23 protein-coding genes and 1 tRNA gene are annotated in these 24,624 nt (G+C 33.4%); 12 read left to right on the forward strand and 12 right to left on the reverse strand.

Annotated features, from left to right (window positions below):
• Positions 1–63 precede the first annotated feature (63 nt).
• The 4 genes from ES724_RS03980 to ES724_RS03995 all read right to left on the reverse strand — a co-directional run bounded on the left by ES724_RS03980 (position 64) and on the right by ES724_RS03995 (position 3,832).
• Positions 64–549: an acetyl-CoA carboxylase biotin carboxyl carrier protein subunit gene (locus tag ES724_RS03980; RefSeq protein ID WP_146929848.1), complete on the reverse strand. Its 486-nt coding sequence runs from the start codon at positions 547–549 to the stop codon at positions 64–66.
• A 199-nt stretch (positions 550–748) separates the two neighbouring features.
• Complete coding sequence (locus tag ES724_RS03985; RefSeq protein WP_146929851.1) at positions 749–2,083, reverse strand: MBL fold metallo-hydrolase; 1,335 nt, start codon at positions 2,081–2,083, stop codon at positions 749–751.
• Between the two features lie 14 nt (positions 2,084–2,097).
• Positions 2,098–2,994: a sterol desaturase family protein gene (locus ES724_RS03990; RefSeq protein ID WP_146929853.1), complete on the reverse strand. Its 897-nt coding sequence runs from the start codon at positions 2,992–2,994 to the stop codon at positions 2,098–2,100.
• Between the two features lie 139 nt (positions 2,995–3,133).
• A complete protein-coding gene (locus ES724_RS03995; RefSeq protein WP_146929856.1) occupies positions 3,134–3,832 on the reverse strand; it encodes a nitroreductase family protein in 699 nt (232 codons plus the stop codon).
• 75 nt (positions 3,833–3,907) lie between these two features.
• Here ES724_RS03995 and ES724_RS04000 point away from each other — a divergent pair, with 75 nt between their 5' ends.
• The 3 genes from ES724_RS04000 (at position 3,908) to ES724_RS04010 (ending at position 5,164) form a co-directional block, all read left to right on the forward strand.
• The gene (locus ES724_RS04000) at positions 3,908–4,258 is read left to right on the forward strand and encodes a hypothetical protein (protein WP_146929859.1); all 351 of its coding nucleotides are present in this window, start codon (positions 3,908–3,910) and stop codon (positions 4,256–4,258) included.
• 73 nt (positions 4,259–4,331) lie between these two features.
• Positions 4,332–4,739 carry a DoxX family protein gene (locus ES724_RS04005; RefSeq protein ID WP_146929862.1) on the forward strand — a complete coding sequence of 136 codons (408 nt, stop codon included), beginning with the start codon at positions 4,332–4,334 and terminating at the stop codon, positions 4,737–4,739.
• On the forward strand, positions 4,736–5,164 hold the full coding sequence (locus tag ES724_RS04010; RefSeq protein WP_026838943.1) for a sulfur reduction protein DsrE: 429 nt from the start codon (positions 4,736–4,738) through the stop codon (positions 5,162–5,164). The genes ES724_RS04005 and ES724_RS04010 overlap by 4 nt, the downstream gene beginning before the upstream one ends.
• A 196-nt stretch (positions 5,165–5,360) precedes the next feature.
• Here the strand turns inward: ES724_RS04010 and ES724_RS04015 are convergent, their stop codons facing one another.
• The 7 genes from ES724_RS04015 to ES724_RS16590 all read right to left on the reverse strand — a co-directional run bounded on the left by ES724_RS04015 (position 5,361) and on the right by ES724_RS16590 (position 10,413).
• Positions 5,361–5,984: a class I SAM-dependent methyltransferase gene (locus ES724_RS04015; protein WP_146929865.1), complete on the reverse strand. Its 624-nt coding sequence runs from the start codon at positions 5,982–5,984 to the stop codon at positions 5,361–5,363.
• A gap of 9 nt (positions 5,985–5,993) precedes the next feature.
• Positions 5,994–6,374 carry a rhodanese-like domain-containing protein gene (locus ES724_RS04020; RefSeq protein ID WP_246136812.1) on the reverse strand — a complete coding sequence of 127 codons (381 nt, stop codon included), beginning with the start codon at positions 6,372–6,374 and terminating at the stop codon, positions 5,994–5,996.
• 11 nt (positions 6,375–6,385) lie between these two features.
• Complete coding sequence (locus ES724_RS04025) at positions 6,386–7,186, reverse strand: sulfite exporter TauE/SafE family protein (RefSeq protein ID WP_146929868.1); 801 nt, start codon at positions 7,184–7,186, stop codon at positions 6,386–6,388.
• Positions 7,187–7,264: 78 nt separating this feature from the next.
• Positions 7,265–7,897, reverse strand: coding sequence for a Crp/Fnr family transcriptional regulator (locus ES724_RS04030; protein ID WP_146929871.1), 633 nt, complete (start codon positions 7,895–7,897; stop codon positions 7,265–7,267).
• Positions 7,898–8,061: 164 nt separating this feature from the next.
• The gene (locus tag ES724_RS04035) at positions 8,062–9,465 is read right to left on the reverse strand and encodes an NAD-dependent succinate-semialdehyde dehydrogenase (protein ID WP_146929874.1); all 1,404 of its coding nucleotides are present in this window, start codon (positions 9,463–9,465) and stop codon (positions 8,062–8,064) included.
• A gap of 397 nt (positions 9,466–9,862) precedes the next feature.
• Positions 9,863–9,936: transfer RNA gene (locus ES724_RS04040), tRNA-Pro, on the reverse strand.
• Positions 9,937–10,203: 267 nt separating this feature from the next.
• Complete coding sequence (locus tag ES724_RS16590) at positions 10,204–10,413, reverse strand: hypothetical protein (RefSeq protein ID WP_211362743.1); 210 nt, start codon at positions 10,411–10,413, stop codon at positions 10,204–10,206.
• 407 nt (positions 10,414–10,820) lie between these two features.
• Here ES724_RS16590 and ES724_RS04050 point away from each other — a divergent pair, with 407 nt between their 5' ends.
• Both ES724_RS04050 and ES724_RS04055 read left to right on the forward strand, forming a co-directional pair.
• Positions 10,821–12,176 carry a YaiO family outer membrane beta-barrel protein gene (locus ES724_RS04050; protein WP_146929877.1) on the forward strand — a complete coding sequence of 452 codons (1,356 nt, stop codon included), beginning with the start codon at positions 10,821–10,823 and terminating at the stop codon, positions 12,174–12,176.
• A gap of 2 nt (positions 12,177–12,178) precedes the next feature.
• Positions 12,179–13,330: a hypothetical protein gene (locus ES724_RS04055; protein WP_146929880.1), complete on the forward strand. Its 1,152-nt coding sequence runs from the start codon at positions 12,179–12,181 to the stop codon at positions 13,328–13,330.
• 12 nt (positions 13,331–13,342) lie between these two features.
• Here the strand turns inward: ES724_RS04055 and ES724_RS04060 are convergent, their stop codons facing one another.
• Entirely contained in the window at positions 13,343–15,382 is a 2,040-nt protein-coding gene (locus ES724_RS04060) for an LTA synthase family protein (protein ID WP_146929883.1), read from the reverse strand.
• A 217-nt stretch (positions 15,383–15,599) separates the two neighbouring features.
• Here ES724_RS04060 and ES724_RS04065 point away from each other — a divergent pair, with 217 nt between their 5' ends.
• From ES724_RS04065 to ES724_RS04095, 7 genes are all read left to right on the forward strand, one after another.
• The gene (locus ES724_RS04065) at positions 15,600–16,277 is read left to right on the forward strand and encodes a TetR/AcrR family transcriptional regulator (RefSeq protein ID WP_146929886.1); all 678 of its coding nucleotides are present in this window, start codon (positions 15,600–15,602) and stop codon (positions 16,275–16,277) included.
• Position 16,278: 1 nt separating this feature from the next.
• Positions 16,279–17,934, forward strand: coding sequence for a peptidase domain-containing ABC transporter (locus ES724_RS04070; protein ID WP_146929889.1), 1,656 nt, complete (start codon positions 16,279–16,281; stop codon positions 17,932–17,934).
• Between the two features lie 10 nt (positions 17,935–17,944).
• The gene (locus ES724_RS04075; protein ID WP_146929891.1) at positions 17,945–19,294 is read left to right on the forward strand and encodes an HlyD family secretion protein; all 1,350 of its coding nucleotides are present in this window, start codon (positions 17,945–17,947) and stop codon (positions 19,292–19,294) included.
• A complete protein-coding gene (locus ES724_RS04080) occupies positions 19,295–20,704 on the forward strand; it encodes a TolC family protein (protein ID WP_146929894.1) in 1,410 nt (469 codons plus the stop codon). It begins immediately after the preceding gene.
• 500 nt (positions 20,705–21,204) lie between these two features.
• Positions 21,205–21,555 carry a hypothetical protein gene (locus ES724_RS04085; RefSeq protein ID WP_146929897.1) on the forward strand — a complete coding sequence of 117 codons (351 nt, stop codon included), beginning with the start codon at positions 21,205–21,207 and terminating at the stop codon, positions 21,553–21,555.
• A gap of 159 nt (positions 21,556–21,714) precedes the next feature.
• Positions 21,715–22,308, forward strand: a complete 594-nt coding sequence (locus ES724_RS04090; protein ID WP_146929900.1) for a TlpA family protein disulfide reductase — start codon at positions 21,715–21,717, stop codon at positions 22,306–22,308.
• 52 nt (positions 22,309–22,360) lie between these two features.
• Entirely contained in the window at positions 22,361–24,406 is a 2,046-nt protein-coding gene (locus ES724_RS04095) for a protein-disulfide reductase DsbD family protein (RefSeq protein WP_170249846.1), read from the forward strand.
• The last annotated feature ends 218 nt before the right edge of the window (positions 24,407–24,624 follow it).

Consider the following 24,624-nt stretch of genomic DNA (forward strand, 5'->3'; position numbering starts at 1 on the left):
TAAATCTAGAATTGTAATCTATTATAACTTGAAATCTTCGGAAAAAAAACCGAAGGACTTGTTCTATTCCATTTCAATAAGAAGCTGATTCTTATCTACCGTTTGGCCTTTTTTAACTGAAATAGCCTTCACTACTCCGTCTCTTGGAGCAGTAAGTGTGTTTTCCATTTTCATAGCTTCTAAAACAACTAAATAGTCGCCTTCCTTAACACTTGCTCCTTGCTCCACCAAAACATCCAGGATCAATCCTGGCATTGGAGCCTTAATATCGTTCACTATTTTAGAGGAAACTATAGTTAATCCCATCTCTTCAATTAAAAGATCCAGCTCATTAGAGATCTGCACTTCATAAATATTTGCATTGATCTTTATAGAATAAGTTTTCTTAAGAAAATCTGCTTTTATTATTTCAGCCTTAAAGGAAGAACTATCTTTTAAAACATGAATTTTAGAAGGTGAAACTTCCTGAGTATCGAGTGAATTAATATCCTTTTCGGTGAATTGATGCTCATAAGAGTCGTTCACCTTTACTTTATATTTTTTATCCATTATTCATAGTTTGAATGCCAATTTTCATTGAAAGTTGTAAATATAGAAAAATGTCCAAGCAAAATTTAATTATTCCGCATTGAAGTTGCTAGGTATAAAAAACAAAAAAACCTTTAAAGTAATTAAACTTTAAAGGCTTTTAAGCTTCTAGTTAGGGTAGAAAACGATTAGAAAAGATCATCTCTCTTCCATTTATTATTTAGCTAAATTCGCTTATAGCATCGCTTAGGTCATAGACCTTGGTATTCTTAAACTTGTTTTCAAGAATACTACTTCCCGCTGCAGAACGATATCCTCCTGCACAGTGAACCACTATTGGCTTGTCTGTTGGGATTTCATTTAAATTATCTCTCAATTCATTTAAAGGTGAACCAATCGCCTGCTCGAAGATCTTACCTTCAGCAATTTCTCCTTCATTTCTAATATCTACAATGGTGTACTTATCTTGATTATTCTTGAAATCTATTAGATCCAATTCATCAGAAGAATTTGAAACCTCATTAGATAAGGTAACAAAAGCCATTAATTGCTTTTCGTATCCAATCTTTACAACTCTGCTTAAAGTCTCATCTATTTCATCTACACTGTCTACAACAATATAGAAAGCTTCATTTGGCTCGATGATAGCTCCCAACCAGGTCTCAAATTTTTGAGTTGGAGTGCTTGCCATGATATTGATACTATTAAAAAGATGCGTCTTTTTGAATTTTTCCTGATCTCTTATATCGACTTTAACGATACTGGAATCTAATTCAGTCACATTTAATCTAAGATCTATTCCTTTAGCTCTATTAATGTTTTCTGCTCCTTTTTTATTGATATCTACATTGAAACCAAAGTAAGATGGAATAAAGGGTTGATCTTTTAATATTTCAGCAAGAAATTCCTTTTCCGTTTGCTTTTGAAAAGCCCAGTTTCCTCTTCGTTCGTTCCCTAAGGTACTGGAAGGATCGCTACTCATATTCTTTCCGCATAGAGATCCTGCACCGTGAGCCGGGTATACAATAGCATCATCTGGAAGATCATTGAATTTGTTTTGGATAGAATGATACATATCCTTAGCTAGTTCTACTCTTTTTGCTGTCATGTTCCCAACATTTTCTCGTAGGTCTGGTCTCCCAACATCCCCAATGAACAAGGTGTCACCTGTAAATAAAATGGTTTCTTTTCCTTCTTCAGCAACTATAGTAATACTATCTGGTGAATGACCAGGTGTATTTATGGCTTTAAAAGTAACATCGCCCATTTTTAAGGAATCCCCATTATCAAATGCTTTGTGCTTATAATCTGCTCCCAATAATTTACTCACATAAATATCGGCTCCAGTTTCTTCACTGATCTGTAAATGACTACTTACAAAATCTGCATGAGGATGCGATTCAAAAACCGCAACGATCTCTGCATTTTCTTGTTCAGCATATTTGTAGTAAGGCATAGGGTCTCTACTAGGATCTACTAAAGCCATTTTACCGTTACTTACAATTGCGTAGGAATAATGTGCCAACGGGGCATCGTTAAATTGTTTTACTTTCATCTTCTACGTATTTGTTATTTAATTTTTTGTGTTGATTTACTTCTATTTATAAACGGGAACAAAACTTGGCTCCCAAAGTCTTCCGGGAAATCTTCATCTCCCTCAAAACCTATTTCTATATTTTTTCCATTCTTCGGAACATATGCCGAACCAAACAAATAATCCCAAATGCTTAAGGACAAACCGAAATTCATTCCATAGGGATGTGCTTCTGGTAATTCTTTTGAATGATGCCAAATGTGCATTTTAGGATTGTTAAATATGTAGCCTAAAATTCCATAATTCCATCCCACATTTGCATGATTTAAATGTCCTATAAAAACAGAAAACATATAGATCACGAAGAATTCTTGAATCCCGAAACCAATCATGGCAAGCGGTATATATTGCACCGATTTATAAATGATGGTTTCCATAAAGTGAAATCTGAATTGAGCGGCAAAACCCATTTCCTTTACACTGTGATGTATTTTATGGAATTCCCATAACTGCGGAATTCTATGCAATTGTCTATGTACATTCCACTGGATAAAATCGGCTATTATAAACATGATAAGCAGCTGACTCCAAACAGGTAAACCCTGAATGTTAATGGCTACCATATTCTCTATCCCGAATAAACCTAAAAAGTCATTGAATAGCTCTACTCCTACATTGGATATTGCATTGTACCCAATTAAAGAGAAAAGAAAGAAATTAAAAACTATATAAAAGGAATCTAACCAAAAGCCTTTTCTAAATGCACCTTGATTCTTTCTCCATGGTATAAGGACTTCTAAAGTCCATACCAGTAAAGACAATCCAATTAGCCAATAGAAATAATTGGTCCACGAGGGATTTGTTATTTCTTGCACCAGATAATTAAAATATCCTGAGAACGATTCTTGTATTATTTTTAAATACTTCTCCAACTTATTTTAAATTTACTAGGCAAAAATAAACATTTGCATGCGTTAAGGAAGTAACATATGTTACACTTCCTATTTTCAATTTTGGTAAGGAGTTTGTAATGTTGGGAGGTTTTCTTTTTAGGTAATTATTTTCTAAAGTTTATTCGTAAAATTGAGATACCTCATCAAGTTCCTTTCGCTCGATATCTGGAACATACGCGGGATCTTTTGCATAACCTACCGGCAATAATAAATAAGCCCGCTCATTCGATGGGCGCTCCAATACTTTAGTAAGGAAATTCATAGGACTTGGAGTATGCGTTAAGGTAACCAAACCTGCATTATGGATTGCAGTTATTAGCATTCCGCATGCAATTCCAACAGACTCATTCACATAATAATTATTATGTTTTGCACCAGTCTCATCCAATTGATAAACCTTTTTAAAAACTACAATTAACCAAGGAGCTTCTTCTAAAAATGGCTTTTCCATGGTAGTTCCCAAGGGAGCAAGGTCTCTAAGCCAACTTTCACTCATTCGGCCAGAATAATTTTCCTGCTCTTCTACTTCTGCAGCCTCTCTTATCTTAGATTTTAATTCTGAATTTGAAATGGCGCAAAAGGTCCATGGTTGTTTATGAGCTCCCGATGGTGCTGTAGAAGCCGATTTGATTAAGTTCTCTATAGCTTTTTTTGAAACTTCTCGATCAGAAAAATCTCGTACAGAACGTCGTTTATCCAGATGTTCAAAAAATTGAATTGAAGTCTTCAAAAGTTCTTCTTTAGATAATGAGCCAGATTCAAATAGTGTGTGCTTATACCCGTTGATTTCTATCTTTTTTTCTGCTGCTATACTCATCTTCATGATTTATAAATCAGTTTGTAACAATTGTAACATATAAATCTATGCATGTATTATATATTTGTTGATTGAATGAGGTACAAAAATTACATAGGTTTTATATTACTTATCGTTTTTATAGGAAAACTAGTTTCTATAGATGCTAAATTTATTGAATTTACTACAGAAACTGATTTTGTTTCTCACATAAATCCGCATTGTAAAAAAATTAATCTGCAATCTACCAATGCTACTGCACAATATTCTTTACTGAAGTCAGATATAAATGATACTTTTCAGTATGCATGTGCCACCCCTTACAATTTGGAATTATCCAATTGGGATAATTTATTACAGCCAAAATATCTACAAAAAATAGACTACAGAATTTCTACAATTCCGTCGGACTATTTTAATAATCGCTATCCTCCCCCTAAAGTTTAAATCAGTTTTAAATACATTTTTTCATCATTAAAAGTGAATTCACTTTTAATGATCTTAACTAATACATTATAAAATGAAAACTGATATTTTGGTTAGCAAGCGCTCTTTAGTATTATTTAGAGTGATGTTAAGCGGTATTTTTTTAGTAGCAAGTTTTAGCCACTTATTAAACTTAGAAAAAACACTACTACGTATAGAACAAGCAAGATTTAAAGGAATCGCTCATTTTTTTGGAGAGCCCAAATTAATGGTCATTTGCTCTGGAATTGTCATGCTTATTGCAGGCATTAGCTTATTAATGGGATACAAAACAAAATGGGCAGCAATCTTACTTTGTGCAGTATTAATTCCTATTACATTAACAATTCAAGTAGGACAAATCACTACTCTAGGCCCTTTGTTTAAGAACATAGCCATTTTAGGAGGACTTCTATTCTTTATTTTAAACGATTTTAATAACAATAAAAAAAATAACTTATGAAAACTATTTTAACTAGTGCACTAATTTTATTAATTGGAATTACATCCTTAAATGCACAAACTATAAAAAATAAACAACACGATAGCTCAAAGAATAACTACGTGGTATTAACCAAAAAAGTTGCCCAATTAAAACCAATATTTTTGGCTGCGGAAGCATTAGCAAATGAAGACGGAAATAATTATGGGGATTTCCAGGTAATTATTTGCGGAAAAACAGTGGAAGATCTGGCAAACAAAGAATTGATGCACGATTTTTTACATCAAGCAAAAAAGCAGCATATAAGCATTGTGGCTTGCGGTTTTTCTCTTAAAAAATTCAAGGTTTCAAAAGAGGATTTATCTGAACAAATTGAAGTTGTAGATAATGGAATTCTTTACGATTTTCAGCTTCAGAAGAAAGGCTACCACAACATAGCATTATAGTAACTATTATAAAATAACTCCCTCATTTTAATAAAAATTGAGGGAGTTTAATACTCAAAATTATAATATAGTAATATGGGAATCTATAGGTTGAAACTTCTACAATAATTCAAAAAAAAATGTAAATGAAAAAAGCCCCAGATCATCGAGGCTTTAAATTTTGACTTGTAAAATAACTTGTATTATATCCTACTGTTTAAATTTTCTGAAATTTACAAAAAGTGAAATTCTGCATACTTCCAGAAGGAGTGGGATGATCTATGTTTTTACCTTCAATAAATTTAAAGGTATCTGGGATAGCAGTTTTTAGTTCTTCTATAGAATATTGTTTGATCTCAATACCGCTGCATTTTGTTGGTCCATTCTCAGAAAAAGTTCCAAGTATCAAATAGCCGTTTGGTGTTATCGCAGATTCCATAGTATCCAAATATTTCCGAATATCTTCTGATGAGGTCAAAAAATGAAATGCAGCGCGATCATGCCAAATATCGTAAGAAATGCTTGGTTTAAAATCGGTGATATCTGAAACTATCCAAGTAACTTCATCAGCATTTTCACGCAATCTTTTTTTTGCTCTTTCTATAGCATTTCCTGAAATATCCAATACACTTAGGTTAGTATATCCAATGCTGATTAAATTATCTGCTAAAAAACTATCTCCTCCACCAATATCTATAATCTGAGCATCTTTAGATACTTCAGCAGAGTTAATGAAATTTAAAGAAGTTTCAGGAACCGCCTGATACCAACTAACTTCGTTTAATTTTTTGGTGTCATAAATAGTTTCCCAATGTTTCTTTTTAGACTCAACGTGATCCATATTTATAATTTATTTTGAAGCATTCTTCCAACCAGAATACCCTCCTTTTAGATCGTAGATCTTAGTGAAGCCTATTGCAGCTAGCTTTCTTGAAGCCTTTCCGCTTCTATTACCACTTTGGCAATACACATAGATAGGTTCATCTTTATCATACTCTGAAAAACAGGTGATGAACTGCGGATCGAAAAAATCTATATTTACCGAATTCTTAATTTTCCCTGCATTAAATTCATTTGTGGTTCTAACATCAACCAAAGCAACTTTTCCTTCAGAAATTCTCTCCTTGAATTCTGTTGCATCTAAAACAGTGATCTCTTTTATGCTTTGAGCATTTAAACCAAATATTGAAGCGAAGAATCCCATAATAACAATTAATTTTAATTTTGACATATCTTAAATTTTTAAGCGCTTATTTCTTTCCAAATAATATAGATTCCCATTACTAAAACGAACCATCCAAAGGCTTTCTTCAGCTTTTTACCATCTATAAATTTATTCAAATACATTCCAATAAATATCCCTACAATAGACAAGCCAGTAAATATAAGTAAGAACAACCAGTCTATATCCATATTCTGAATATCCCCAATAAATCCTATTAAAGATTTTATAGCAATGATCAATAAAGATGTTGCCACCGCTCTTTTCATAGGGAGTTTGGCTAATAGCACTAAAGCAGGAATAATTAAGAATCCTCCTCCGGCACCTACTATTCCAGTAAGCAACCCAACACCTATTCCTTCTAAAATTATTAATGGATAGTTGTAAACTGTTTTTTCTTCAACATCACTTTCAACCTTATTATTCAAGATCATGGAAATAGAAGACACCACCATGATAATGGCAAAAAAGAGCATAATACCAATGTTCTTGGTTACTTCAAACCCCGCAACAGAAAATAGAGTGTCTGGAATTGCTGGAACTAGATACATTCTAGTAGCGTATACCGCAATAAAAGCAGGTACTGCAAATACAAATGCGGTTCTTAGATCTACCTGTTTCTTCCTTATATTTTTGACTGCTCCAACCAGAGAGGTAGCACCTACAACAAAAAGTGAGTATGCAGTAGCAGTCACTGGATTTACTGCTAACAAATAAACCAAAATTGGAACTGTGAGGATAGAGCCGCCGCCGCCGATTAAACCTAATACAAGTCCTATTACTAAAGCGCCAACGTAACCTAAGATTTCGATAATACCCATTATTGTTTTTTAGAATACGGCAAATGTATTGCACTTACTTTCCCTATACAGTAACATTGGTTACACATTGAATTCATTTTAAAGGTCTATTACCTCAATACTATTTCTGTTAAGTGCAATGGTCCCTTTTAACTCTAATTTCTTCAGTAATCTAGAAATTACAACTCTTGATGTGTGTAAATCATATGCTATTTGCTGATGCGTTGTTTGCACCAATTCATTCTGATTGATCTTGGCTTTATCTCTAAGGTATTTCAATAAACGCTCATCCATATTCAAAAATGCAATGGTGTCTATAGTGTCCAGCATTTCTGAAAGTCTGGAATGATAACTTTCAAAAACAAAATCTCTCCAGCTTTTATACTTAGAGATCCATTCCTCCATTTTTTCAATGGGAATCATGATCAACTTAGTTGGCATTTCAGCTACAGCACGGATCTCACTTTTGGCATGTCCCAGGCAACATGAAAGAGTCATGGCACAAGTATCTCCACGTTCCAGAAAGTAAAGCAGCAATTCATCTCCATCTTGATCTTCTCGCAATATTTTAATGGCTCCACTTAATAATAAAGGCATAGAGCTAACGCTATCCCCTATTGCTATTATCATTTCATTTTCTTTAAACTCTTTAAGAATTCCTACTTCTGAAATTTCTTCTAAAAGTTCCTCTTCAAAGACAAACGAATATGCATCAAACACCTCTTGTAACATGTAGTATATTTCTAAAGCTTAAAAATAATATTAATTAATTGATATTTCCAGCATTATACAAAGTGAGTAATTTTATAATAACCAACGAGCAATTTTTTAAACTAAAACAAAAAAAAAGGTAATGTTTTACCATCACCTTTTCACTTCAGTATTATTTGAGAAAATTAATTATTCATTAACATTATAGATTTCACATTTACAAATTCGAATAATCCAAAACCACCATGTTCTCTTCCATATCCAGAATCTTTAACTCCTCCAAAAGGCATATTAGGTATGGCTAATCCAAAGCAATTTATAAATACCATTCCAGTATCAAAGTACTTACTAGCTAACTCAATCGCTTTATCTTCATTTTTAGAGAAGATACCACCACCAAGTCCAAATCTACTGTCGTTAGCAAGTCTCATCGCATCTTCATCATCCTTGGCATGGATTAATGATGCCACAGGTCCAAACAGCTCATCACTGTAGGCTGGTTGCCCCGGTTTTACATTTCCTAAAACAGTTGCTGGATAATAATATCCCTTCCCTTCAGGAATTTTTCCTCCACATAAGATCTCTGCTCCATTTTTCACACTTTCAGTTACCTGTTCATGTAAATCTTCTCGAAGATCTTTTCTTGCCATTGGCCCAATATCACTACCTTCTTTTGTTGGATCACCATGTTTAATAGCACTCATCTTAGAAACAAAGCCTTTTTTAAACTCCTCGTAAACTGCGTCTACAACAATAAAACGTTTTGCAGCTATACAGGTCTCTCCATTATTATAAAGGCGACCTTTCACGCACATTTCTATTGCTAAATCAACATCTGCATCTTCCAGCACCATATAGGCATCATTAGCCCCTAATTCCAAGACAGACTTCTTTAAATTTTTCCCTGCCAATTCACCAATTACTTTTCCAGCTGTTGGACTTCCAGTTAAGGTAACTCCGCGGACAAGATCATTTTCGATTATTTTATTTGAAGTGTCATGAGAGATTCTTAGAACTGTAAACAGATGTTCTGGTAATCCGGCATCTAGAAATGCCTTTTCAATTAAAAGCCCGGATCCAGTAACATTAGCGGCATGTTTTAACAACACTCCATTCCCAGCCATTAAACTAGCAATAGCATATCTTATTACTTGGTAAGTTGGATAGTTCCATGGTTGGATTCCGTATACAACTCCCATTGGAGAATAGGTTACATGTCCTTTTCCACCATCTGGAAGCTCTCTTTCTTCAGATTTTAAACTTTCTGGAGCGTTAGCTGCGGTCCAATCACAAATACCAACACAAAGATCAACCTCATCACCACCTTGTGTTTCTAATTTCCCCATTTCCTGAGTCATTAGCTTAGCCAATTCATCTTTATATTTCCCAAGACTCTTACCAATTGCTTTAATTACCTTTGCTCTTTCCTCAGGAGATTTTAGTCTCCATTTTAAAAAGGCTTCATGACACTTTTTAACAGCATCTTCAGCCTCTTTTGTACTCATTAATTTATAGGAATTTATTTTTTCACCAGTAGCAGGGTTAATTGTTACTATTTCATCTTTATTTTTCTCTTTTTCTGAAGACATATCGTTTTATTTTAAGTTTGCAATCTTTTACTTAAAAGTAAAATAAAGCGACTGTAATGGCTCTTAAATGGACGTTAAAGCTTTATTTAAAAGCAATTTTTAATAGCTATTTAACAATTGACTAAGATTTTTTATGAGGTTTAACTAGGTCTGGTTTGGGGATTTTAATTCATAAATAAAGCTGAAGAGCTCAAAAATAAAAAAAGCAACACTTTCGTGTCGCTTTTTGTTGAGGTCGGGACGACAGGATTTAAAGAATCCTAAAAACCCTTGTTGCAAATAGAAAATGAACGCTTGCAGCGTCCTCTTTTTATTTCCATCCACTTACAAAAGTTTAGCTTTTGACGCAGTTGGAAACAAAAATGGTCCAGTCAAGACTGAATCATCTTCAACTTAGTCGGGACGACAGGATTTGAACCTGCGACCACACGGCCCCCAGCCGTGCATGCTACCGGACTGCACCACGTCCCGAATTTATTTGATTCAAATTTAATATTAATTCTCAAACATCAATAAGGTAAACAAAAACATAGCAGCTTATTTGAAGCTTTATAAGCTATCAGCTTTATATTTAGGAAGTGTTTGAAAACCTTTTCTATCCATATTACCCCATCCAGATTTAACTCCAAAGATCTTTTTATAATAGCCTTGGATTTGCCCTAAAATTAAGATTGGATGATATATAAAAGGTTCTAAGTAAGCCGCAAGCAAAAGCTCCACTACTTCCTTACCTGTATTTTAATGTTTAAAATTCTTAACGTATATAAAAATAGAAATAGTAGAAAATATACAACCTAAAAGATATACACATACAAAAAAGAGTATTGCAATATTCCAATTGATAAGACCCAGTATTGTAAATACAATTAAACTTAATAATCCAACAAATTCTACAATAGGTGCACCTAATTCAAAGAACATCCAATATGGATAATAGAATAACCCCATATCTCTATACTTTCTATTAAAGAACAGATTCTTTTGTCATCTCATAGTTTCCAAAAGTTCCCGAGCCCATCTATCCCTTTGCTTGATCAAGATATCAATATAATTTTCTGCTCATGTCAACTGTTTACGTAGGAATGGGTGCGTAATAGTCTAGCATTCATGATGATTTAAAAATAACCGTCTTCTATTTACCAGTGATTAAATAACAAACAGAGAACTACGATAAACAGGGGTTTAAGTTTTAAAAATTATTTTTTGTCTCTATTCAAATTTAATTGATGTTAGTGTAAAATGATTCAAATAAAGTGCAAACTAATTTTTGAGACATTATAATTTATTTATCTTTATTTTTTTATTTGTTTAAGCATTTACATAACTGTCATTATATCCAATAGTTATTTCAAAATATGTTTACCCATTTAATTAAAATTACCCTAAAAGCCCCTTTAGTGATATATCACCTACCCAACTTAGTTGCTGGAAAAATTAAATTTTATCCACCCTTCAGTTTATTATTATTTTTTCTAGTTATTTCTGCATCTTTAAATGCCCAAGACTCCTTATCTTCATCTTCAGACGAATTGTTCATTAATGCAAGAACTGCAGCATTTGATGAAGATGATTATCCTAAAGCCATAAGAATTACAAAACAAGCTCTGGAGATTAGTCCAGATTACTCTGATATTAGAATTTTTTTGGGAAGACTTTATACGTGGACAGATGAAGTGGAATTAGCAAGAAAGGAATTCGACAGAGTGATTGAGACAGATCCTGGGTATGAAGATGCACATCTGGCCTATGGCTATTTAGAATATTGGAACGACAATCCAAAAAAAGCTTTAATAGTTATTGAGCCAGGAATCGAAAAAAATCCAGACTCTAAAGGCCTCTTAATGTTGAAGGCTAAAATTCAAAATAATCTTGAAGAATTTGCTGAAGCAAATAAGACTCTTGAAGAATTATTGGTTTTTCATCCTAAGGATTCTGAAGCTCGAGCATTTAGTCAGAAGATCAAAGACCTTTCTTCAAAAAATCAAATTGGGGTAGATTATGATTTTGTCTATTTCGATGAGCGTTTTAGTGATCCTTGGCATTTGGCAAGTGTAAGTTATGGAAGGCAAACTCCAATAGGCTCGGTTACCGGAAGACTTAACTATGCAAACAGATTTACAACTAACGGGGTACAATTTGAAGTAGATGCTTACCCAAGGATCTCCGACACATTTTATGCTTATGTAAGTGGAGGGATTTCAGAAAACGGAGGGATATTCCCTAGATATCGTGCTGGTTTTTCCTTGTATGCCAATCTTCCAAAATCTTTTGAAGCAGATTTAGGCTTTAGATTCCTAAGCTTTAGCCGGTCTACTTGGATATATACAGCCTCTATAGGGAAATACTACAGCAATTATTGGTTCAATTTAAGAACCTATTTAACACCCTCTAATAATTCACTTTCTAAATCTATTTCTCTGTCTGTGAGGTATTATTTAGCTGGAGCAGATGATTATTTAAGTTTGAGAATAGGCACAGGACTTTCTCCAGATAGACCTGAAAATTATATTTTGTTAGATGAAAATAACAAGGTAATTGGATCTCTTGATCAAGAGAATTTAGAGTCTAGCAATATTTCTTTAGGCTATAGAAAATCTATAAAACAGACTAATATATTATCTATAGATGTAGGAGCAGAAAATCAAGAATACGCACTAGATAAAAAAGGATATCAATTCACCGTAGGTGCAGGATTTACCAAAAGGTTTTAAAAATGAAAAAGAACATTGTCTTTACAATTATTTTATTGCTCCTTTTTTTACCTTTATTTATGTGGCTTGCCTGGGTGTTTACACCTAAAACTAAGTTTGTAGCAGCTATTATAGATAAGACAGTGCTAACAAAACAAGGTCAGGAACACATCTCTTTTAACTGGATCCTAAATTATAATAGATATACAAAAACATCCATAGATCCTTATGAGATAGACCATGATTATTTTGGGTTTTTTCCTTTGGAAGATGAGGAATACAAGTTAAAAGGTCTGGAGCGATTTACCTCCAAACAGCTAGATCAATTAAGTGATGATGCAGATATGGTGTATTTTACAGATACTTATGGGATTTATAATAACGAATGGTTTCAGCACACCAACCTAAATGAACGTTCTGGAATGCTATATGGTGGTTTAAGTGATAAGGATTTGGAATTATTAGCTTTAATGAAGGAGAAAAAAAAGCTGATAATTACTGAATTCAATACGATAGGTTCTCCCACCCAATACAGAAATAGAACAGTCTTCGAAGAGACGTTTGCCTTAGAATGGACAGGATGGACTGCCCGATATTTTGATAATCTAGATCTGGAAGTAAACAAAGAACTACCAAAATGGTTAATTAAAAATTATAAAAAGGCTCATAACAATCAATGGCCTTTTAAAAAATCTGGAATTGCATTCGTAAATGATAAAGAACAAGTGGTGATCCTGGAAGAAGATACACATCTTACTAATCCAATGCCGCAAATTATTAGCACTCAGTTTGCTCAGGAACATTATGGATTGCCTAAAGAGATTAAATATTCCTTTTGGTTTGATGTTATGAAACCTGACACAAATGTTAACCAAGTAATATCATCTTTTGATATAAGAGCCAATAAGGAGGGAATTAAAGAACTTAACAAATATGGTATTCCTAATAACTTCCCGGCAATAACAATGCATAAAGATTCGGATTATAGCTTCTTTTACTTTTCCGGAGATTTTAGTGATAATCCTATAAACTATAATTCATCTTATTTTAAAGGAATAGGGTATTTTAAAGGCATGTTTTACGATGAAGATGATATTACAGAAAGAGCCAGTTTTTTCTGGAAATACTACCGTCCTTTAATGAACACAATTCTTGAGGAATATATTGAAGAATAAGTGGATTCCTGTTTATTTTGGTGTGTAGTTAGAATAAATTGAATCGGGTATTATTTGCTTTCCTCTAATAATCTGTGAGTTACGCTGCTTAAAAAGCTCAAAAGCTCCTTTTAATCTATTCTTTTCAGTTTGATCTTCAACTAAATCCTCTCCAAGCTCCTTATTCAGTTTAAAAAGATTAGTTCCATTTAGATGATATTCTCCCATGATAAAATCATCTAAATTTGTTTTGGTTTGCATCAATGGTAAATTGTGGATATTCTGAAAGCTTCTGGTAGTATCGAGCCCATGCCCTACCCAACTTGTATATTTTGGTAATTTTATATTATGATTGGTTTTCAGGTATGCCAATATACTTGGAGTGATATTAAAATGAGTAGAAACAGATTCAATTTCTGCTGTTCTCTTTAATAAGGGAGAATAGATTATTAAAGGCACATGATATCTATCTATTTTTGTACTCATTGGGATCTCTGGAATCCTATGATCTCCTGTTATTAAGAATATAGTATTATCATAATCTGCTCTTTTTTTATACTCCTCGAAGAAATTTTTCAAAGCATCATCTGCATACATAATGGTCAAATATTGCTTTGAATAATTTCTATGTGATTCCTTTTCAGAGTCATCAAACTTCAGGTAATCCAAACGTTCCTCAAACTTAGCATTGTATTTATCTACTTCATCTATTAAAAATGGACTATGGGTAGTAACCGTTAGAAGGACACTTAGTTGAGGTTTTTCTTCTACTTCTTTTCTTGAATTCAGAAAATACCTGTAGAGTTCCTTATCGTTATATCCCCATGAAAATCCGTTGTTTTCAGGTAATTTCTTGTATCCTGAAGGGAAGGTTTTCTCATCATTCAATTCATCTATTTTATTCGCATTAAGATAGAGCGCCATGTTATCAAATTGGGCATCACCCGCATAATAGAAAGATGTATTATAGCCATTAAACTTAAGTGTGTTTAATAAGGATAATTGATTAGGCATGTCATTTCCCATCCCTAAATAACCATTCTCTGCAAAAGGTAAAGAACCAAGTAAGGAAGGTAATAGAGCAAAGGTTCGCCCTCCTTGACTCAAGAAGTTTTTCCAATACATCCCGTCTTCGGCTAGATCGCTTAGAAATGGGGTGAAATTTCCTAGATAAGCTCCTTCGTTAGTGAAAGCTCTACCTAAACCTTCAACCACTATTATTACAATATTTGGTGCTTTCTCTTTTGGAGTAAAAAAAGGAGTTAATACATCGTTAGTGACCTCCTCATGTAAAAAAGGGTAATTCTCTTCATCTATAAAATTGAAAGCAATTCCTTCGCTAAACTTGTTGAAAAAATCACCTATATAATTATCGGAATAAATATCAGTTTCAAAAATAACTGGATTATAATAGGTATACGCGCTGCTATAGAAATGATCGGATTTATTGGTTACCAAACTGGTGGCAAAATCTGATTCTAAATTAATCTTTCCAACTGCTTTGTATCCGCTAAAAGACATGAATATTAGAGAAAATATAGGCAATCCCAAAGCTACATAAAGCGAAGGTCTCACCTTTTTTGTGAAGAAATGAGTAGAAACTAAAACAATACTTATAAGGACAATGAATATAATAATAGAAATAGCATTTAAACCACCAGATGATCCAACTGTTTGTTTTATGTCTTCTAAGCTATATCCAAAAAGATCTGCTCCCAGCATTACCAAGGCAGCGTTAAAATAATTAAGTAATATTATTTGAATAATGAAGAAGAGCAGCATTAATACCTGAAATGTGATCTTCGCCAATCTTGGAGACAATAAATAAATAGGCACATATATTATGTAGATTATAAGTACCCATTTTAACCAAAACAAAAGATCTAAATACCCGCTCCAAAGCATCAGATTGAAAAACCCACTAGGTAATCCATTGGTAAAGGAATTTAAGGTTAATTCTACAACACTAAATACGAACATTAATATCAACCAAATAAGTGAAAAACTCGCAAATGTTCTTGTGGCATGAATTAATCTTTGCTTTAATGAGACTCTATTTGTATCCTTTGCCATTTTATAATCTTTGAAATAGGTGATTTGGGGTAAGCCGTATTTTTAAACATTCAAAAATAGAATTATTTTTGAACAGGTCGCACAAGTTTTTGGATTTATAACAATTAGAATCATCTAACTCTATGTTAGTTAAGAAAACATTTATTTTCAATTTAAAGAGTAAAGTTATTGCACATTAATAGTAATACTATTACTTTTGAAATTTAAATTTTTAGCTATGCAGGAGTTATTAAAGAATTTACAATTAAAAGTTAATGACAAAACCTATGTCAAAGATCCTGAGACGTCCGAATTAGGAAAGCGTATCGTAGAACATAGTATTGTATTAATAAATGAGATTGGATTTGAAGCTTTTACTTTTAAAAAGCTAGGAAATAAGATCTCTTCAAACGAAAGTTCTATATATCGTTATTTTGAAAATAAGCATAAGGTATTGCTCTACCTTACATCTTGGTATTGGGTATGGGTTGAATATCAAATTGTTATACAGACTGTCAGTATTTCCGATCCTTCAAAGAAATTAAATAAAATAATAGCTATAATAACTTCTAAAACTGAAAACGATTCTAATTTTTCACACATCAGTGAGAAACTCCTTAACAGGATTATTATAAACGAATACTCAAAATCTTTTTTAACCAAAGAAGTAGATATAGAAAATAAAGAAGGTTATTTTTCTATATACAAAAGGCTTATCTCCCGTATTGAAAAGGCTATAATAGCTGTTAATAAAGAGTATGCATATCCTGCATCTTTAGCAAGTAATTTAGTAGAAGGTTCATTGCATCAACATTTTCTTTCAGAACATTTCCCTACATTAACAGATTGTGGTAATGCTGTAACTCCCACTGAATTTTATTCCGATTTAATTTATAATGCTCTAAAAATCAAATAATATGAAGAAGGAAATTACTCCTTGGCGACGTTTTACAAACCTACTTAAACTAGATAAACGTGATATTAGACAAATCTTCTATTATGCGATTTTTTCTGGCCTTGTAGCGCTTACTCTTCCATTAGGTATTCAGGCAATTATTAATCTTATTCAAGGGGCAGAAGTCTCTACATCATGGATTGTTCTGGTTATCCTTGTAACTCTGGGAGTGGCCTTTCAAGGAATTTTACAACTAATGCAAATACGCATTCTTGAAAACATTCAACAAAAAATATTTACACGATCTTCATTTGAGTTTGCATATCGTTTTCCCAAAATAAAATGGAGCGATCTTCGCAATCATTATCCCCCAGAACTTGCTAACCGCTTTTTTGATACACTAACAGTTCAAAAAGGATTATCTAAGATTTTATTAGATTTTCCATCAGCTATTTTGCAGATTTTATTTGGTTTAATATTACTATCACTTTATCATCCTTTTTTCATAATCTATGGTCTTCTATTGGTTATTCTAGTTTACTTAGTCTTTAATTTTACCGCTCGTAAGGGATTAGAAACCAGTCTCTATGAGTCTAAAAGCAAATATGCTGTAGCTCACTGGTTACAAGAAATTGCCAGATCGCTCACTAGCTTTAAACTTTCAGGTAGAACGTCGCTTGCCATGGAACGCAACAATAAATTAACCGAAAAATATTTAGAAGCTCGTGAAAGCCATTTTAGGGTATTGATGTCACAATTTATTCAGATGGTGGGTTTCAAAGTTCTAGTAACAGCCGGATTACTATTAATAGGCGGCTTATTGGTTCTTAATCAAGAGATGAACATAGGTCAATTTGTCGCGGCAGAGATTATTATAATTCTCGTAATTAACTCCGTAGAAAAATTAGTCACGGGTCTGGAAAGTTTTTATGATGTTTTAACCTCTTTAGAGAAAATTGGGCAGGTAGTAGATAAAAAACTGGAAGCTCAAGATGGAGTAGATCCATTTGAATTATATGATACCGCAACAATTTCCCTAGAAAACGTATCCTACACCAAATCTGATGGTGGTAGTATTCTTGACACTATAAATCTTGAAATAGACCCCAAAGATAGATTGTTTATTCAAGGACCGTCCGGATCAGGAAAGTCCACGCTGCTCAAATTGCTGTCTGGTCTCATCGATCCAACTTCTGGAACGATCTATATAAATGATTTCAGTTTTAAAGGAATGCGCATTAATGCTTACAGATCTCAAGTAGGTCAAGTGCTTCCAGAGCAAATGCCTTTTGAAGGAACTATATTCGAAAATATCACATTTGGTAATAAGGATATTACTCTCGATAGCGTAAACCGTATTATAAAAGAAATAGGTTTACAGGAATTTGTAAGAACGAGACCTAAAGGAATAGATAGCCCAATTTTTCCTCAAGGACAGAGAATTCCGCATACGGTTTCTAAACGCATTCTTCTGGCAAGAGCCATAGTGCATAATCCCAAAATTCTTATACTTAAAGATGCTCTAGAACATTTTGAAGCAAAGGAATCTCTAAGTTTGATGGAATATTTGGCTCATCCAGACAAACCTTGGCTTCTCATCGTTTCTGGTCAGAACGAAAATTGGAAAAAAGTATGTAATAAACATTTAAGACTCAACAACGGTAGTTTCACATTATAATACCAATTCAATGCTCAATATATCTTATAACCAATTGAATAAAAAAGTTAATCTCACTAAGTATTCTGCATATGCAAAAGCGCACCAGGTTAGACATTTCAAATACTTCAATAGATTTTTGTTAGCATTTGCAATTATTGGAATAATTATATTGTTTTTACCTTGGACACAAACTGTTTCAGGAACTGGTTTTGTAACTACCCTTACACCAGGACAACGACCACAAACAATACAATCTACTATACCCGGTAGAATAGAACAATGGTTTGTAAGAGAAGGAGATTATGTAGCAAAAGGAGACACTATTTTATTTATTTCTGAAATTAAAAATGAATATCAAGATCCTAGACTGGTTCAGCGCACTCAGGAACAGCGTGAAGCCAAAAGTAATGCCGTTGTTTCTTATCAGGGAAAAGTACTAGCGCTTGAGAGCCAAATTGACGCTCTTCAAAACGAACGAGGACTAAAAACACAACAAGTTCAAAACAAACTAAAACAAGCCGAATATAAGATTAAGAGTGACAGTATAGATCTTGTGGCAGCGAAAACTAATAAAGATATTGCTCAAAAACAATATTTGCGTACTGCAACTTTACAAGAGGAAGGTTTAAAATCTACTGCAGATGTAGAAGATAAAAGGCTTAAATTTCAGGAAACCGAAGCTAAATTAATAGGTCAAGAAAATAAATTACTAGCAAGTAAGAATGAACTTATCAACGCTCGCCTAGATATAAATAGGACCGCTGCCGAGTATGCTGAAAAAATAAGCAAAGTACAAAGCGATAGATTTACGGCAAGTTCCTCTCAATTTGATACCGAAGCGCAAGTTTCAAAATTAGAAAATGAAACTGCAAATTATGAATTGAGAGATAAGATGCGATTTATTCTTGCACCTCAGAATGGTTACATTAACAAAGCGATTAAAGCAGGTATTGGGGAAACCTTTAAAGAAGGGGAACAGCTTGTAGGCATTATGCCGGCAGATTATGATTTGGCTATTGAAACTTTTGTAGCGCCTATAGACTTGCCTCTAATACATGTAGGAGAAAATATTAGAGTTCAATTTGACGGTTGGCCGGCAATTATTTTTAGTGGATGGCCAGACGCATCTTTTGGTACTTATGGAGGAAAAGTAGTAGCTGTAGAAACATTTATAAGTTCTAATGGGAAATTTAGGGTTTTGGTAGCGCCAAATCCAAATACAGAGTCATGGCCAAAAAATGTAAGCGTTGGTTCTGGAGCTCGTACCATCGCACTTCTCAAGGATGTACCTATCTGGTATGAGTTATGGCGACAACTCAACGGTTTTCCCCAAGACTATTACTTACCAAAAAACTCAGATAACTCCAAAAAAAAATAAATGAGAAGTTTTAGTAAGTTACTAATAGTACTTTTTGTCATTTTCTCAAAAGTAGCAACCGCTCAAGAAATCATTGAGACATTTACATTTGAGGAATATATAGGATATGTAAAAGCGCATCATCCGCTAATGAAACAAGCCAATTTAACTTTAAGTATTGGCGAAGCTAATTTGCTGAGTGCACGTGGTGGTTTCGATCCAAAAATAGAAATAGACTATGATCGCAAGAAATTTAAGAATACCGAATATTACGATCTACTTAATGCCACATTTAAAATACCTACCTGGTATGGTATAGAATTTAAAGCCAATTTTGAAGAGAATTCGGGTCAATTTCTCAATCCTAGCCTTAAAGTTCCCGAGGAAGGACTTTACAGTGCTGGAGTTTCGTTCTCACTAGCACAAGGCTTTTTGATCAATGAAAGAATGGCCACCTTAAAAAAAGCTAAATTCTTTTTAAGACAATCCCAGGCAGATCGTGATTTCTTAGTAAACGACATTTTATTTAATGCTAGTCTGGCCTATTTTGAATGGCTTGAAGCCTCAAATGAACAAATGATTTATTTAACTTTTCTTGAGAATGCAAAAGTTAGGCTAAACGGGATAGAACGTAGTGTAGAAGAGGGAGATAAAGCAGAAATAGATATAACTGAGGCAAGAATTTTATTGCAAAACAGAATATTGGATCTGGAAATATCAAACCTTAAAAAGAGAAAAGCGGCACTTATAGTTGGAAATTATTTATGGATCAACAATGTTCCTCTTATACTGGAAGAAAATGTAGTTCCAGAATCACCCCCTTTAAATCTATTAGAAAATATTTTAATTTTAGAAGGGATTACAAATATGGATGAACTTGCCAGGAACCATCCTAAAATAAGAAGTCTCAATGCGAAAATTCAAGGACTGATTGTAGATCGAAATCTGAAACGCAACAAACTACTCCCAAAAATTGATCTTCAGTACAACTTCCTTTCAGAGGAATACGAGCAGTTAAACAGTTTTAATGTAGCTAATTACAAAGCCTTTGTAAATGTTAGTTTTCCCATATTTCTAAGAAAGGAAAGAGGCAATCTTCAGCTCGCAAATTATAAGATACAGAATACTGAATTCGACCAGGCCTCGGCAAGCTTAGTTATCTCAAATAAAATTAACGAAATAAATTTTGAGATAAGCTCCCTGGACACTCAAAACCAGCTAATTCAAAATATAGTATCAGATTATAAGTTAATGGTAAAAGCAGAAGAACGGAAATTTTTCTTGGGTGAAAGTTCCTTATTTCTAATTAATACCCGCGAGCAAAAATTGATAGACGCCCAAATTAAAGAAAATTCACTTTTGATTAAACAGCTAAATGCCACTGCCAGATTATTTAATGCGTTGGGGGCTACTGAGATAAGGATAGATTAATTTTATTAGTTAAGAGAAGTAAATACTAATATGATCTAAGTTATCGTTGTTTTCCATTCACGGTAACTCGTGCATAAATAAATAATCTCTTTGTCTCGTTGTGGTGTTTGCGAACAAAGAATAATATTGAAAAGGTAGTGTAATTAGGCATCTTAAGCGTCTTTACTGAAACAATCCGTTTGCAAAGACGAAAGTCATATTGTTTATTTGTTTATAAAATATTAAACAAATTATGTAAATGAATGCGGTATAAGGCCCGCTACTTCATTTTACAAATGAAAGTATTGTGGTTAATGAATAACATGATGGATGTCAGTTTTACTAACTATTTTACGGAAGAGTTCAAAAGTCTACATTAAGGAAGATGATTAAAAAAAAAGCATTAAAGATAGTTTTCTCTACTTTTTATAAAAAGCAAAAGAACTAGATGCTGGACTATACTATTTCTTAGTAACATTTGTTACAAAGGCCTTCATCTATAATAATTATATTTGAAATCTATGACAACAAAGGCTTATATAGCAATTTCTCTTGTCTTTATTCTACTAGGTAAGTTTGTTACCCTGGAAACCAATATATTTGATAAGTTGGTAAACTCAGATAAAATAAGCTATGTAAAGAAGTCATGTGATTTGAAAAATAATAAAAATTCTCTTGATTTTGAATTCACTCAAATTCAAGACGGAGTTCAAATTACCTTTGATTCTTTTTGTAATTCGGTATTTCAACTTGAAAAACCGATTGAAGAAAAAGTTTTTATTCAACTAAGTTTCAAAAGTAACTTTAGATATATTTTTACCGAAACAAAAGAGTTTAATTACAAGTTTATTCCTCCTCCTAAATTTTCCTGATTTCTCTCCAAAGTTCATATTATAATTGGACTTTTATTTCTTTCTAGGAAGCTGGTAATCCCTGCTTCATATCCAATTTAATAATCAGGCAAAAGACCTCTTACGTTGTGTTTTTAAAATATTTAATGCTCGTATGGTCTTGCTCTCAATAATTTTAAGATGAATAAAAAAACAAAAAAAAATCTCATAGAATATGGTGTTACAGGAACTATTATCCTCACATTATTTTTAACCGGGTTGCATACCGAAGTTTTCGGGTTTGTACAAAGGGGCATTTTAAAAACTGGATTAATGGATCCTGATGTGGAAGTGAATGCAACATCTACTGAACAATCAAAAAATCCCAAAGCCGATTTTAACATGAGTCTTATCAATTCTAAGGGGGAGCGTGTTGAAATGGAAGAACTTCGGGGCAAAGTGATTTTCTTTAATATTTGGGCAACCTGGTGCCCGCCTTGTGTAGCAGAAATGCCTGGTATAAATAATATGTATAATGATATGAAAGGTGATGATGTTGCCTTTATTATGCTTTCCGTGGATAATGACTTTCAAAAAGCAATTGATTTTAATAAAAGGAAAGGCTATGATTTTGAAGTATATAAACTGGCAGGCGGCTTACCCTCCATGTATGCGTCACAAGCGATCCCAACTACATATATAATTGATGCACAAGGGAATTTAGCTTTAACACATAAGGGCATGGGGGATTATGATAGTGAAGAATTTAAAGAATTTTTAACCAATCTCAAATAAGTAACATAATGTTACTCATTAATTAATTTAATGTTTTAATTAAAATGCTTCTATGAGATATATAACATCTTTAATCCTCTTTTTTATAGTTTTTATCACTTCACTTTCAACATTTGGGCAGGTGATGGAACCACCTGACTGGGAGGTTTCAGTAGCTAAAGGAAACTCCAAACCAGGAGATACTGTGGTAATTAGCTTTAAGGTTAAAATACCCGAAGATTGGTACTTATATTCCAGTGACTTTGATCCCGAACTGGGACCAATGATTACTGAAATTAATTTCACTAAAAATAATGACTATGAAATTATTGGGGATCTAATTCCAATAGGTTCAAAAGAAAAATATGATGAATTATGGGAAGGGAAATACACCTACTTCATTGGTGAAGCTGAATTTCAACAACGTGTAAAGCTTCTAAAAAACAACCCAGTAATCAAAGCTGTAGCGATTTACCAGATCTGTTCAGATGTAACGGGGCAGTGTATTCCTTTTGAAACAGATCTGGTGTGGAATGAGAATGAAGGATTTCAAGTTGCCCAAAATACAGACTCAGAAAAAAATGTTGGCAGTACCCCAACCAAAGATTTAAAATCCTTTAAAAATGATTTTAAAGTTGAACAAAAGGAGAAGGGTGGAGCTTTTCTTCTTACTTTTTTTCTACTCTCCTTTGGAGCGGGACTGGCAGCTTTACTAACTCCCTGTGTTTTTCCAATGATTCCCATGACGGTAACGTATTTCACCAAATCCAGTGGTAGCCGTGCGAATGGAATAAGTCAGGCCTTATTATATGGTTTTTCGATTATCCTAATTTATACCTTAATAGGAACCGTTTTTTCTTTATTTTTTGGAGCAGACTTTGCTAATTTTCTTAGTACTCATTGGGTTCCTAATTTATTCTTCTTTGCGGTTTTTCTATTGTTTGCATTATCTTTTTTTGGTTTATTTGAAATTCGTTTACCAAACTCTTTTGTAAATAGAATAGATGCTCAGTCCAACAAAGGTGGTGTTTTAGGGATTTTCTTTATGGCCTTCACTTTGGTATTGGTTGGTTTTAGTTGTACTGGTCCTATTGCCGGAACCATCCTTTTGCAAGCTGCTAACGGTGAAACTATAAAGCCTCTAGTTGGGATGTTAGGCTTCTCTTTAGCCTTTGCGCTTCCCTTTACATTATTTGCCATTTTTCCACATTGGTTAAAATCTTTGCCAAAAAGTGGAAGCTGGCTCAATACAGTTAAGGTGGTGCTAGGTTTTGTGGAATTAGCATTAGCTCTAAAATTTTTAAGCATAGTAGATCAAGTTTATCATTGGGACTTTTTAGATCGCGGTATTTATTTGGCTCTTTGGATTGTGATTTTTGCCTTTTTAGGCTTCTACTTATTGGGTAAAATTCAATTTCCGCATGAGAGGAAAACTGAAAGCTCTTCGGTATATAGGGTCATATCAGCCATATTGGTTTTTAGCTTTGTGGTTTATTTAATACCAGGATTGTTTGGGGCTCCATTAAAGCCATTAGCAGGTTATTTGCCGCCAATGAGTAGTCAGGATTTTAACATGCTGGAATCTTATTCTAAACCGAAAGATAAGAGTGGTAATATTACAACTTGCAGTACTCCTAAGTATGATGATTTATTGGAGTTACCTCATAATATTCAAGGATATTATGACTATGATCAGGCACTAGAATGTGCCCAGAAGCAAAACAAACCATTATTTATAGATTTTACTGGACATGGTTGTGTGAATTGTAGGGAAATGGAAGCTACAGTTTGGAGTGATCCTGAAGTTCTAAAACGTCTTAAAAATGATTATGTGGTAGTGGCACTTTATGTAGATGAAAAAACCGAATTGCCAGAATCTGAATGGTATATTTCCAATTATGATGGAAAAACAAAGAAAACCATTGGGAAACAGAATTTGGATTTTATGATTCAAAAACTCAATGCCAATGCTCAGCCATATTACACGTTAGTTGGGGAAAACGAAGAACTACTTGCTGCTCCAAAAGCGTATGATCTAAACGCTGAGAGGTTTGTAGAGTTTTTAGATAATGGAAAAGAAAAGTTTTATAAAGATCAAGAAATCAACAAAGTGAGATAATAAACTTAACATTTCAATATTATATAACTATAAAAAGGAGCTATTTGCTCCTTTTTATAGTTATTATATGTTTATCTCGCTAGATCAAAACGGATCAAGTCCAAAAGTTGTGGGATTTTGAGATTATGCAAAAATTGTTGTAAGTCTATAGAGGAAGAAATCTATGTTTCTAACCCCTCTAAACTGCGCCCTAAAAGCTTTAATTTTTGCGTTGAATG

It is taken from the genome of Gillisia hiemivivida, from assembly GCF_007997295.1.
Lineage (GTDB): Bacteria > Bacteroidota > Bacteroidia > Flavobacteriales > Flavobacteriaceae > Gillisia > Gillisia hiemivivida.